This window comes from Arthrobacter sp. SPT-J7 (assembly GCF_059089965.1).
In genome coordinates, this window is the sequence record NZ_JBNHFF010000009.1 from 115,802 (window position 1) to 128,307 (window position 12,506).

The following is a 12,506-nucleotide window of genomic DNA, read 5'->3' on the forward strand; positions in this document are numbered from 1 at the left end:
GTTGTTCTGAGCAAGTTGGTCAAGCCTGGGATTGGTGGGGATGGCGCTAGGCGGGCGGGCTGCCGCTGAGCTGGGCGGCGCTGCCGGTGTAGCGGTAGAGCCTGGGCGGCCGGTGCCGGCCGCCCTGCAGGTACTCGTCGGTCTGTTCAATGTCCGGCGTAGCACGGAGCTGGCGGCGGAAGTTCGCCGGGTCCAGTTGCTTGCCCAGCACAGCCTCGTAGACTTCCCGGACCTGCGCGAGCGTGAAGGTAGAGCCCAGGAAGGCATAGGCGATCGAGCTGTATTCCACTTTGTTGCGCAATCGCCACAGCGCGTACTCCACAATCTGGTTGTGGTCGAACGCCAGCTGCCCGAGGTCGTCGGCGCGCATCCACCGGACGTTCTCGGTCTCGTGCGCCATCGCCGCCTCGTCCGGCTTCACCAGCGCCCAGTAGACAATCGAGACCACACGCTGCGCCGGCGAGCGGTCCAGTCCGCCGAAGGCGTACAGCTGCTCCAGATAGCTAGGCTGAAGCCCGCTGGTTTCCTGCAGGTTCCGGGCGGCAGCGTCCTGTAGCGACTCATCCGGACTCAACGGGCCGCCGGGCAGTGCCCACTGATCCCGGAACGGCTGGCGGGTGCGCCGGACCAAGGGCAGCCACAACGTGGGGCGGCCCGTCTCTGCGTCCGGGCGGAGGGCGAAGATAACCGTGGAGATGGCCAGTTCCGGCGGCTGTTGTGCGCGCTCGGACACGTTGGCCGAAGAGACCGGCATGGCCACCTCCTTCGCTAAATCTGAGTAAAAGTCATGATGACTAGAACAGATGATAGCGCGTTATGGTCATTCTGACCCCATCAGTTTCCGATGGACGCGGAATGTGACGCGAGAGACCCCGGCGCCCGGCCATCCGCGCGGGGCGAGCTCGAAGGCACGGTACATCGGTGAAGGCACGGTCCGTGGACCCCGCCCTCCCCGATCTACCGTGCCCTCACCTGGATTTGCCGCCCGCCGGATAACGTGGGTCTTAGCTCCATGTTTCGCCACGGAAGGCTGGGATGAAAACCGCACGAACCGGGATGGGAACGCTTGCGCGCACCACGAGCGTCCTGGCGGCCATGGTGCTGCTGGGTGGCTGTTCTGCCTCGCCCACATATAGGTACGTCGACTCCAACGGCCGCGAAGTCACAGTCGATTGGCGCGACTATCCGGGCCACGCTTACATCGACGCGGACGACATCCTGTCAGGCCCGAGCCGCGAGCGGATCGAACCGCTGGCCGAAGACCTGCTGCACGAGGTGGAGTCCGCGCTGAGCAACGAGTATCGCCTGCATTGGAAGAGTCATGGTGAAGCGGACTGGTTTCCACAGGAAGGAAACGGGTACGGCGGCGACTCGGCCTTTTTGACCTACAACTCGGTCACCCGCATCAGCGACTCGGTTCCCCCGGCGCCACAGGACTGGCGGCGCATTGTTGCCGTCGTGAATGGAATCGTGGCCGACCATGGTTTCGATGCAGTGGTGCTGGACCACGAGTCCTCGCGGTACGGCGACGAGGAAGCCTGGCGGCAGGAACTGCGCGACCGATTCGGAACCGATGATCCGGACGAGTACTGGGCCTGGAGCGGGAGCGCGCGGGCAGACTCACAGTGGCTGTGGATCACCTTGACGGATGTATCCCGCGACCCTGCGGGCAAGGCAGCGACGGAGGCCGAGAATCACGGCTGGGCCACACAATCGATCGAATGTGGCTATGGCGCCACCGCGCTGCCGGAAAGCAGCATCGAGGCCTTCCGGCGGGACCTCGCCCCCTTCACCGGACTGGAGAAGCCCGAGCCGACCACGTCGGACTGAGAGGCTAGGCTTCAGCCATGCATCCAGAGGAGCCGCGCCGTCGCTTTGAGTGGCAGGACAATAACGAGATCCTCCGCCGCCGCTACGGCGCCAAACCGCGGCCGGCGAACCAGCGGGTGGTGCTGAATCGGTACGCGTTTATCAAGGGCTGGCTGGTGGCCTTCGGATCGTGGTTCGTTTTTTCCTTGACCGTGAGCATTATCGATACGGTGGTGTCCCCCACCTCTGCGGCCCTGAGCTACTGGGCTCTGGTGCTGATGGTGAGCTTCTTCTTTGCCGTACTCCTGGGCGCGCCGTTCGCCTTGGTACTCAGTAAGCTGCTCCGCCCGGTGCGCCCACAGTGGATCCATGTGCTGGCATTTGGCACCGGCTTGGCCGCGCTCACGTGGGGAACGGTCGCCCTGCTGGCTCCGGGCACGGCGGCCTTGCCTGCTGCGTTCGCTGCAAGCGCTGGGACCGCCGCCGGGCTGGGCCGTGCGGCGGTGATCCCCGACGCCGACATTCGCGACGGAGCCAACAGCCGCAGCACCAAGATCAGCGAGGATCCGCAGCAGCCTTAACCAACGGAAGCGTCCGCTCCTGGAAGTGGCTGTTGAGTACGATCACGGAAGAAGAGCGCAGCACCGTATTGGTCGCCATCACCTGATCGAGCACGCGCTGCAAATCGGCATTCGAGCGGGCAACCACGCAGGCCAGTAGGTCGCTTTCGCCGGACACGGTATGCAGTTCCAACACTTCCGGAATGTCGGCGAGCGCTGCCGCCACGGCGTCGTGGCCCGATTCCTGCCGGATCACGAAGGAACAATAGGCACGCACCACATAGCCCAGTGCATCAGGCGAAAGCCGGGGCCCCCAGCCCGAGGTCACGCCGGCGCGTTGCATCTTGTCCAACCGGGCCTGTACTGTGGCACGCGCTACTTTCAGTACCCGCGAGGCTTCCAGCACGGACATCCGCGGGTCCTCCGTGAACAGCGTGACGATGTCCGCATCGAGAGAGTCGATCTGCATGACGCTGGGCGTCCTTTCGCGTTCGGTGACCGCAAGTGCGGGAAACATCTAGACAAATTGTCAGCCTTCGGGCTGATTTCACCAAACAACAGGACAGTCGATGCCGCGATCGCTAGCCAACACCACACACCACCGCACCCCCGGCGGCCCGCCGCCCTCGGGACTCGGACGCGGCATGAAACAGCGGCAACTGATCATGATGGGGCTCGGCAGTGCCATCGGTGCCGGTCTTTTCCTCGGTTCCGGAGCCGGCATCCAGGCAGCTGGCCCGGCCGTACTAATTTCCTACTTGCTGGCCGGGACCCTGGTCATCATCGTGATGTGGGCGCTTGGCGAAATGGCGGCGGCCAACCCCAGCAGCGGGGCCTTCTCCACCTATGCGGAGAAGGCGCTCGGCCGCACCGCCGGCGCCACCATAGGGTGGCTTTGGTGGCTGCAACTGGTAGTGGTCATCGCGGCAGAGGCCGTGGGGGCGGCCGGACTCTTGGCAACGGTCTGGCCGGTGCTGCCGGTCTGGCTGCTGGCGCTGGTGTTCATGGTGGTCTTCACGGTGGTCAACCTTTTCGGCGTGCGCAACTACGGTGAGTTCGAGTTTTGGTTCGCCATCTTCAAGGTCGCCGCCATCCTGGCCTTTTTGGCGGTTGGTGCCGCACTGCTTTTCGGCTGGCTGCCCGACGTCCGGTCGCCCGGCCTCAGCGTGATTTTCGGCGAAGACGGCTTTGCGCCCCATGGCATCGCAGGGATCGGCGCCGGACTGCTGGTAGTGATCTTTGCCTTCGGCGGCACCGAGATCGTGGCGGTGGCCGCCGCGGAAACGGAAAACCCGGGATCGAGCGTCGCGAAGGCCATCCGCACGGTCGTCTGGCGCATTCTGGTGTTCTACTTCGGATCGGTGCTGGTGATCGCCCTGACGGTGCCCTGGGATTCGGAGGCGCTGTCATCGCCTTTCGCTGCGGTGCTGTCGGCCGCGCAGATCCCGGGAGCCGATGTCGCCATCACGCTGGTCGCGGCGATTGCCCTGCTCTCGGCGCTGAACGCCAACCTGTACGGCGCCTCCCGGATGATCTTTTCCCTCTCGGAGCGGAGCGAGGCGCCCGCAAGCCTGCGGTTGCTCACCCGCCGGCAGGTCCCGGTCCGGGCCGTGTTGGCCTCGGTGGCGTTCGGCTTTCTTGCCACAGTGCTGGAACTGATCTTCCCGGAAAGGGTTCTGCCGGTGCTGCTGAACGTGGTCGGCTCCACCTGCCTGGTGGTCTGGGCGATGGTGCTGCTGTCCCAGCTGGTGCTGCGCCGGAGGGCGGACCGGGACGGCGCCGAGCTGCCGTTCCGGATGCGCGGCTTCCCGGTCATCACCTACATCGGCCTGGCCCTGCTGTCCACCATCCTGGTGCTGGGCTTCTTCTCCCCCGCCACCGGCATCCAGCTGCTCTCCACCTTGGCACTCATCACCGGCATCGCCGCAGCGGCCAAAATCAACGCCCGCAGGAACTCCGCAAAAAGTTCCACTCTCGTTTGAAGCCCTTAGCAATCTGTCCATAGCCACGGGCAAAACAACGCACCAACTGTGCACGTTGTGCGGCTATCCTGTTGCATATTGCAAACCCCCACGGCCGGTGACTATCGTCACGGTAAGCAACCGACGCCGTCGGGCCGCCGCTGCTGCGGTCGGCCCGCGGCACCGAAACTACGTGGAGGAGCAGGCATGAGCGACACCCTTGCCTTGGACCCGTCGGCCCAGCCGGACCTGTCCGCCGAAGACCTCAAAGAGCTCTACCGGCTGATGGTGGCCGTGCGCCACCTGGACGAATCGGCCATCCGCTGGCAGCGCCAGGGCCTGATCCCCGGCTACGCACCGGAACTGGGCCAGGAAGCCGCCCAGGTCGGCAGCGGCTACGCGCTGGACATGGCGCGCGACTTCGTCTTTCCGACCTACCGCGAAATGGGTGTGGCCCGGACCGTGGGCGTGGACATGGTCGAGTACATGTCCACCCACAAGGCCAGCTGGCACGGCGGACTCTACGATCCCCAGGCCTCCCGCTTCGCGCCGATCCAGGCCGTGGTGGCCGGTTCCGTTTTGCACGCTGTCGGCTGGGCCCACGGGCAGACGCTCTCCGGCACCCCTGCCGGCGAGCTTGGCGTGGCCATCACCTACTTCGGCGACGGCGCCAGCTCGCAGGGCGACGTGCACGAAGCGATGAATTTCGCCGCCGTCATGAAGGCCCCCGTGGTCTTCTTCATCCAAAACAACGGCTTCGCCATCTCGGTGCCGACCGAGCGCCAGGTGGCCGGCGGCTCGGTGGCCGCACGCGCCGCCGGCTATGCCATGCCGTCCCTCCAAGTGGACGGCAACGACGTGGTGGCGGTCCACCAGGCGACGGCTGCCGCCCTGGCCCACGCCCGTGCCGGCAACGGCCCGGCCACCGTGGAAGCCATGACCTACCGCCGCGGCCCGCACTCCACCAGCGACGACCCCGGCCGTTACCGCACGCTGGCCGAGGAACGCGCCGACGGCGGCGAGGATCCGCTGGCCCGGATGCGCAGCCGACTGCTGGCCGAGGGCATCGCCGGTGAGGACTTTTTTGCCGAAGCCCTCGAAACGGCCCATGCCGAAGAGGAACAGATCCGCAACGGTGTGGCAGCTCTGGGCTCCCGCCCCGGCACGGAAATGTTCGATTTTGTCTACCAGGAACCCACCCATGCCCTGCAGGCCCAGGCACGCGCCTGGCGAGAGGAGTCCGAGCATGTCTGAGCACACCACCCTCAGCGACCTCGAAGCCGCCATCGACAATACGGTCGACGCCGATGCCCAGCAGGCCTCCGCCGATGTGGTGGAACCCGGCCTTGCCACTGCCACCGCCGTCGAAACCCTCTCCATGCAGCAGGCTCTGAACCGCGCACTGGCAGAGGTACTGGAGGACAATCCCAAGGCACTGGTGCTGGGCGAGGACGTAGGGCTGCTCGGCGGCGTCTTCCGCATCACCGACGGCTTGCAAAAGAAGTTCGGTGAGTGCCGGGTCTTCGACACTCCGCTGGCCGAATCAGGCATCCTGGGCATGTCGGTGGGCTTGGCCATGGCCGGCTACCACCCGATCCCCGAGGTGCAGTTCGACGGCTTCGCCTACCCGGCGATCAACCAGATCGTCTGCCAGGTGGGCCGGATGAACTACCGCAGCCGCGGGACCATGCCGATGCCCATCACGCTGCGGGTACCCAGCTTCGGCGGCATCCGCGCTCCGGAGCACCACGGCGAGTCGCTGGAATCGCTGTTCGCCCACGTACCGGGCCTGAAGGTGGTCTCGCCGTCCAGTCCGAACGAGGCCTACCACCTGCTCAAGCACGCCGCGACCCGGCCGGACCCCGTGATCTTCATGGAGCCGAAGTCCCGCTACTGGCAGAAGGGGCCGGTGGACACCGCCGCCGGGGTGGATACCTACTCCCCCGAGGGTTCCCGGATTGTCCGCGAAGGCAAGCACCTGACGCTGGTGGCTTGGGGCGCCATGGTGGCCCGCTGCCTGCAAGTGGCCGAGCTCGCCACCGAAGACGGCATTGACATCGAAGTGCTGGACCTGCGCTGGCTCAAGCCCATCGACGCCGAGGGGCTGGCAGCATCCGTGGCGAAGACACGACGCGCCGTCGTCGTCCATGAAGCGCCGCTGACCTCCGGCCTGGGCGCCGAAGTGGCGGCACTGATTACCGAGCGCTGCTTTGGCACCCTGCGTGCACCCGTTGAGCGGGTGACCGGATTCGACGTACCGTACCCGTCAGGAGATCTAGAAGACGAGTACGTGCCCAACATTGACCGCATCCTGTTCGGGATCCAGCGAGTATTGGAGTATCGCCGTGGCTGAAATTTCGTTCCCCCTGCCCGATCTGGGCGAAGGCCTGATTGAGGCGACCGTGCTGGAGTGGCTGGTCGCCGAGGGCGAACAAATCGAGCGCAACCACCCGCTGGTGGAAGTCGAAACCACCAAGTCGGCCGTTGAGCTGCCCTCGCCGCAGGCCGGCAAGGTGGTGAAAATCTACGGCGGGCCAGGAGACACCATTAAAGTGGGCGAACCGCTGATCGTCTTCGAGGTTCCAGACGACACCGCCGGTATTGTGGGCACCGTACCGAAGGAAGAAGCGCCCAGGCGCCGCGTCCGCTTGACCGCGGCGCTCGACGACGAGGACTAAGCATGGGAACCCACCGGGTGCACACCGTTGAAGGCGTCGACCCGCACCTGCACGTGCGGGTGCACGAGGCCGCCGAGGGCACCGAAGGTCCTCGCCGGCCAGTGATCCTGCTCCATGGTTTTGCCTCCTCCGCCAAACTCAACTGGGAGGACGCGGGCTGGATCACGGCGCTGACCCAGGCCGGCCGGCGCGTGGTGACAGTGGACCTTCCCGGCCACGGCGAAAGCCCGGCCCCTGAAGAAATGGACGCCTACACGCCGAGCCGGATCCGTGCCGACCTGCTGCAGTTGATCCAGGACGCCAAGGTCCGTCTCTTGAAAGAGGACGACGGCGACACCGGGGTGGACCTAATTGGCTACTCCTTGGGTGCGCGGCTGGCTTGGGAATTCGGCGCCACCCAGCCGGAACTGGTCCGGCGGATGGTGCTCGGCGGCCCGGGCAGCGCAGATCCGCTGGCCGACTTCGACCTGCACGCCGCCCAGCGCTTCCTGGCCGACGGGACGCCGATCGACGACGTCAACACCGCTGAATTGCTGCGGATGGCCAAGCTGGTGCCGACCAACGACATCTTCGCGCTGATGACCATGATCGAAGCGGTCAAGACGGAACCGTTCGTGCCCGCCGAAGCCGTGCCGAAAATGCCGGTCCTGCTGGTGGCCGGCGACCGGGACGACCTGGCGACCACGGCTCCTGAACTGGCCGCGCTTGCCGAGGCAGCCGAGTTGATGTGGCTGCCCGCCCGGACGCACGCCAATGCGGTGACTTCCCGCACCTTTAAGACCGCCGCCATCGAATTCCTCGCCAGATAACCCTTTTCGCAACAAACCGGAGACGCGAAGCAGGCTGATCATCGGTACAATTGCCGACGACAGCAAAATCCTGGGGCGTGGAGGCTTGATGGAGACAATCCTGGGCGGGCGCTACAGGACACGGGAGCTCATCGGCACCGGTGGGGCAGCGTCCGTATACCGGGCCGTGGATGAATCCTTGGGGCGCGACGTGGCCGTCAAGATGTTCGCCCCGACGACGCCTGATGACGACGAGTACCGGCGGCAGCACACCGAGACGTTGCTGCTGGCCACGCTTAACCACCCCGGCTTGGTCACCCTGCTGGATGCCGGACTGCACACCGCCGACGACGGCGCCACCACCAGTTTCCTGGTGATGGAATTGATTGAAGGAGCCGACCTCCGGCGCAGACTGCGCAACGGTCCCCTGACGTCGGTCGAAACGGCCCAGATCGGCGCCGATCTGGCCGACGCACTGAACTACATCCACGACCAAGGCGTGATCCACCGCGACGTGAAGCCCGCCAACATCCTGCTGGCCAACGGGCACGCCGCAGACACCCGCCACCACCCCAAGTTGTCGGATTTCGGCATCGCCCGGATGGTCGAAGCCAGCATGGCCACGGCTCAGGGCGCAACCATCGGAACCGCCAACTACCTGAGCCCGGAACAGGCGTTGGGCCACCCGGTCACCGGTGCCAGCGATGTGTATTCCCTGGCCCTGGTCCTGCTCGAATGCCTCACCCACCAGAAGGCTTTTTCCGGCACACCGATGGAGGCCGCCTTGGCCCGGCTGCTGCGCGACCCGGAGGTGCCGGACTCGCTCCCTGACCACTGGAAAGAACTGCTGACCCTGATGACCAACCGCAACCCGGACGTGCGTCCAACCGCGCACGAGGTTGCCGTGAGCCTGCGGAATCTGGCCGAAGCCCCGCTGCCCGAACAGTCGGTATTGGTTTCGCCCTCGTTCGGTTCGCCCGGTTCCGACGGAGCCATCATCGGTGCTGCCGCAGCCGCCGCGGCTGCAGCCCCGATGGCCGGGCTGCCCATCCCCGGGCCATCCTCAGCAGAGTTACCCTCCGCAGGGCTACCCTCCGCAGGGCTACCCTCCGCAGGGCCACCCTCCGCAGGGTCGCCGGAAGAGCGTACCGGTGGCAATACAACCGGCAATCTGGCCATCCCCGCGCCGCCCAACCGCGCGCCCAGCGTGGGCTGAATTAGGCACTCAACCCACTTAGGCACCCCCAGCTGGGCTGGAGGTGCATTATCTGAGTGGCTGGGGGCCTGGAGGCTCCGCTGAATCAGTCGATCAAGGCGACCAGCCGGCCAATAACCTCACCGCGGGCCAACTTGTCAATGCCTTCTCCGATTTCGCCGAAGGAAATCTGGCTGATGTGGGCCGACAGCTTGCCGTCTGCCATCAGCTGAAGCACGTCGGCGCAGTCCTGCAGCGTTCCTGCCTGGGAACCGACCAGCTCCACTTCGTTTAGCGTGAGCTGCTGGAGGTTGATGGTGCCCTCGCTCCGTCCGAGCCCCACTTGGACGACGCGGCCGCCGCGACGAACGACGTCAACGGCGCCGGCGGTAGTAGTGCCGAAGCCTGCAAAGTCGACCACCAGGTCCAACTCCTTGTCGGCAAAGTCCCGAATGTCCTTGGCTACTGCTGTGGCCCCAATGTCGAGTGCCATCGAGTGCACCTTCTCATTGATTTCGGCCACGTAAAGTTCCGCTCCGTTGGCGATCGCCGTCTGCGCTCCGAGGGATCCCAGACCGCCCAGGCCAATGACCCCGACCTTCATCCCCGGCTTAAGGCCGCCCTGAACCATCATGGCGTGGTAGGACGTCATGCCCGCATCCGTCGCGGCCGCTGCCTGGTCAAAGGGGACGCCTTCGGGCAACGGCGCCACCAGCCGTGCGGGGGCCTTCACCTTCTCCGCAAAGCCCCCGTCAAGCGAGGTGCCTGGTCCTTCGATCGCGGCGGGAATAACCGCTCGGTCACCCACCGAGAACGTGGTGACATCCGCACCGACGGCTGAGACAATACCAGCTATCTCATGGCCGAGCGTGATCGGCCTGAACGGAAGCAGCGCTGTCAACGTGCCATCAATGAACCCGACGTCGCTGTGGCACAGCCCAGCGGCCTTGACGTCGAGGACAACTTCATCCGCAGCAGGTTCCGGTGCAGCAACGTCATTGAGCGAGAGAGGTGCGTCGGTTTCTGTAAACTGCCAAGCCTTCATGTACACAATCACTTCCTTGAGCTGTACGCATGCAAATCCATGCGTATGCATCCACTCTAGGCTGTCCCCCGGAAGATACAAGACGTCCAGGCCGTGAGCCTCCCCACCACACCAAGGGGTGCGGCATTCCGCCACGGAAGTACCGTCCCGCCACCGATTTCGCCGACCGGCAGGGGCAACCTGAGGGCAGCCGACCGGTCGTTCGAGAAATGTTTCGCCACCCCCTTGACGTGGCTTCCGCCACACGCGATGATGGATCGTATACGATTTCGTACTTCACAGGAGGATGCTTTGTCCGAAGGCAACGTCACCCAGTCCGCCACCACGATCCAGCCGGTGGATACCAAGATGCTGGAGGACGCCGGCAAGGTGCTGGCCGTACACCTCTCCTACAACTCCCGGGCGGCACAGCGCGGACGGGTTCCTGCCAACCCGTCCTACTTCATGAAGGCTTCCTCCTCGCTGGCCCTTTCGGGCGGCACCGTGGAGCGTCCCGCCAACACCGAACTGCTGGCCTTCGAGGGTGAAATCGCCCTGATCATCGGCAAGCCGGCCCGCCGCGTCTCGCTCGAAGAGGCCTGGAATTACGTGGGCCACGTAACCGCCAGCAACGATTTGGGCGTCTACGACATCAAGTACGCGGACAAGGGCTCCAACATCCGCTCGAAGTCCGGCGACGGCTTCACCCCGATCGGCCCGGCCCTGCTGCCGGCCGCTGCGGTCAACCCGGACGCCCTGCGGATCCGCACCTGGGTCAACGGCGAGGTTGTCCAGGACGACACCACCGCCGGCCTGATCTTCTCCTTCGCGCGGATCGTAGCCGACCTGTCCCAGCTGATGACCCTGCACCCGGGCGATGTCATCCTCACCGGCACCCCGGCCGGCTCGTCCGTGATCGTGCCGGGCGACGTCGTCGAGGTCGAGGTCTCCGACGAAGCCGCCGGCCTGAGCACGGGCCGCCTGTCCACCACAGTCACTCAGGGCGAGGCGGAATTCGCTTCCTTCGGCAATACCCCGAAAATCACCGACCAGGACCGGATCGATGCCTTCGGCAGCGAAGAAGCCGCCGGGCTGGCCCCGGCAGTCACCGGCAAGTCCGCGCTGACCGAGGACGTCAAGGCCAAGCTGCTCTCGGTCGCCACGGCAACCATCTCCGGCGCGCTGCGCAAGCGCGGGCTGAACAACGTCAGCGTGGACGGCCTGCTGGCAACCAAGCCCGGCCAAAAGGTCATCGGCACGGCGCGCACGCTGCGCTATGTGCCCAACCGCGAGGACCTGTTCAAGTCCCACGGCGGCGGCTACAACGCCCAGAAGCGCATCATCGACGCTATCGGCCCCGGCGAGATCCTGGTCATGGAGGCCCGCGGCGAGAAGGGCTCGGGCACGCTCGGCGACATTCTGGCCCTGCGCACCCAGGTGCGCGGCGCGGAAGCCATCATTACCGACGGCGGCGTCCGCGACCTCTCCGAGGTGGCGGCCCTGGACATCCCCACCTTCTACAACGGCGCCCACCCGGCGGTCCTGGGGCGCAAGCACGTCCCGTGGGACACCGACGTCACCGTCGCCTGCGGCGGCACCACCATCCAGCCCGGCGACATCATTGTTGGCGACGACAACGGGATCCTGGTCATCCCGCCGGCACTGGCCGCGGAGATCGCCGACGAGGTCGTGGAGCAGGAACGCCAGGACACCTTCGTGTTCGAGATGGTCAAGGAAGGCCACAAGATCGAGGGCCTGTTCCCGATGAACGCTGAATGGCGCACCCGGTACGATGCATGGGTCGCGGAGCAGCCGAAGTGACCACCTTGGCCCCCAGCAAATCGGAGCAGGCCTACGAGCTGCTCCACGAACGGATCGCCAAGGGCGAGCTGGTGCCCGGGTACCGCCTGGTCCTCGGCACCATCGCCGCGGAGCTGGGCTGCAGCACGGTGCCGGTGCGCGAGGCGATCCGCCGGCTGGAGGCCGAGGGCCTGGTGACGTTCGAGCGCAATATCGGCGCGACCGTAGCAGCGGTTGATGCCGAGTTGTATCTGCACACGATGGAGACGCTGGCCGTGATCGAGGGAGCGGCAACCGCGCTGGCCGCTCCGCTGCTTTCCGCGGCGGACCTGGCCGAGGCACGGGCGATCAACGCCGAGTTGCGCCGCTGCCTGGAGGACTTCGATCCGCCCCGCTTCACCCAGCTCAACGACAGGTTCCACGCTGTGTTGTACGAGTGTTGCCCCAATCCGCACATCCTGGACTTGGTCCACCGGGGCTGGAACCGGCTTAACGCAATGCGGGCCTCCAGCTTCAGCCACATTCCCGGCCGTGCCCGCTCCTCCGTGGAGGAACACGAGCACCTGCTGGATTTGATCGACGCCGGTGCCAGCACCAGCGAAGTGGAGAAGGCGGCCCGGGCCCACCGGACCAACACGCTCAATGCCTATCTGGCCGCGGATGGCATGCCGCCCTCGCCCCTCTAGACCCA

At 65.8% G+C, this 12,506-nt stretch carries 13 protein-coding genes and 1 pseudogene; 11 read left to right on the forward strand and 3 right to left on the reverse strand.

Annotated features, from left to right (window positions below):
- Positions 1-46: 46 nt before the first annotated feature.
- A complete protein-coding gene (locus AC5RWX_RS14910) occupies positions 47-754 on the reverse strand; it encodes an NUDIX hydrolase (protein WP_493941383.1) in 708 nt (235 codons plus the stop codon).
- Between the two features lie 281 nt (positions 755-1,035).
- Here AC5RWX_RS14910 and AC5RWX_RS14915 point away from each other — a divergent pair, with 281 nt between their 5' ends.
- Positions 1,036-1,830 carry a hypothetical protein gene (locus AC5RWX_RS14915; protein WP_493941384.1) on the forward strand — a complete coding sequence of 265 codons (795 nt, stop codon included), beginning with the start codon at positions 1,036-1,038 and terminating at the stop codon, positions 1,828-1,830.
- Between the two features lie 17 nt (positions 1,831-1,847).
- Positions 1,848-2,390: a hypothetical protein gene (locus AC5RWX_RS14920; RefSeq protein WP_493941385.1), complete on the forward strand. Its 543-nt coding sequence runs from the start codon at positions 1,848-1,850 to the stop codon at positions 2,388-2,390.
- On the opposite strand, the gene AC5RWX_RS14925 is transcribed toward AC5RWX_RS14920, so the two are convergent.
- Positions 2,365-2,838: an Lrp/AsnC family transcriptional regulator gene (locus tag AC5RWX_RS14925; RefSeq protein ID WP_493941400.1), complete on the reverse strand. Its 474-nt coding sequence runs from the start codon at positions 2,836-2,838 to the stop codon at positions 2,365-2,367. The two genes, AC5RWX_RS14920 and AC5RWX_RS14925, sit on opposite strands and share 26 nt — an antisense overlap.
- A 100-nt stretch (positions 2,839-2,938) precedes the next feature.
- Here AC5RWX_RS14925 and AC5RWX_RS14930 point away from each other — a divergent pair, with 100 nt between their 5' ends.
- From AC5RWX_RS14930 to AC5RWX_RS14960, 7 genes and pseudogenes are all read left to right on the forward strand, one after another.
- A complete protein-coding gene (locus AC5RWX_RS14930; RefSeq protein WP_494097590.1) occupies positions 2,939-4,351 on the forward strand; it encodes an amino acid permease in 1,413 nt (470 codons plus the stop codon).
- A gap of 186 nt (positions 4,352-4,537) precedes the next feature.
- Complete coding sequence (locus AC5RWX_RS14935) at positions 4,538-5,584, forward strand: thiamine pyrophosphate-dependent enzyme (protein WP_493941387.1); 1,047 nt, start codon at positions 4,538-4,540, stop codon at positions 5,582-5,584.
- A 124-nt stretch (positions 5,585-5,708) separates the two neighbouring features.
- Entirely contained in the window at positions 5,709-6,683 is a 975-nt protein-coding gene (locus AC5RWX_RS14940; protein WP_493941401.1) for an alpha-ketoacid dehydrogenase subunit beta, read from the forward strand.
- Entirely contained in the window at positions 6,676-7,008 is a 333-nt protein-coding gene (locus AC5RWX_RS14945; protein WP_493941388.1) for a biotin/lipoyl-containing protein, read from the forward strand. Before AC5RWX_RS14940 ends, AC5RWX_RS14945 begins: the two co-directional genes overlap by 8 nt.
- A 2-nt stretch (positions 7,009-7,010) precedes the next feature.
- The gene (locus tag AC5RWX_RS14950) at positions 7,011-7,817 is read left to right on the forward strand and encodes an alpha/beta fold hydrolase (protein ID WP_493943402.1); all 807 of its coding nucleotides are present in this window, start codon (positions 7,011-7,013) and stop codon (positions 7,815-7,817) included.
- 88 nt (positions 7,818-7,905) lie between these two features.
- Positions 7,906-8,691 (forward strand): annotated as a pseudogene (locus tag AC5RWX_RS14955) (serine/threonine-protein kinase); the annotation flags it as partial.
- A 164-nt stretch (positions 8,692-8,855) separates the two neighbouring features.
- The gene (locus AC5RWX_RS14960; RefSeq protein ID WP_493941402.1) at positions 8,856-9,017 is read left to right on the forward strand and encodes a hypothetical protein; all 162 of its coding nucleotides are present in this window, start codon (positions 8,856-8,858) and stop codon (positions 9,015-9,017) included.
- Between the two features lie 80 nt (positions 9,018-9,097).
- Here AC5RWX_RS14960 and AC5RWX_RS14965 read toward each other — a convergent pair whose 3' ends face one another.
- Complete coding sequence (locus tag AC5RWX_RS14965; protein WP_493941391.1) at positions 9,098-10,036, reverse strand: zinc-binding dehydrogenase; 939 nt, start codon at positions 10,034-10,036, stop codon at positions 9,098-9,100.
- A gap of 348 nt (positions 10,037-10,384) precedes the next feature.
- On the opposite strand from AC5RWX_RS14965, the gene AC5RWX_RS14970 reads away from it, so the two are divergent.
- Entirely contained in the window at positions 10,385-11,836 is a 1,452-nt protein-coding gene (locus AC5RWX_RS14970) for a fumarylacetoacetate hydrolase family protein (RefSeq protein WP_493941404.1), read from the forward strand.
- Complete coding sequence (locus AC5RWX_RS14975) at positions 11,812-12,501, forward strand: GntR family transcriptional regulator (protein WP_494097591.1); 690 nt, start codon at positions 11,812-11,814, stop codon at positions 12,499-12,501. The genes AC5RWX_RS14970 and AC5RWX_RS14975 overlap by 25 nt, the downstream gene beginning before the upstream one ends.
- The last annotated feature ends 5 nt before the right edge of the window (positions 12,502-12,506 follow it).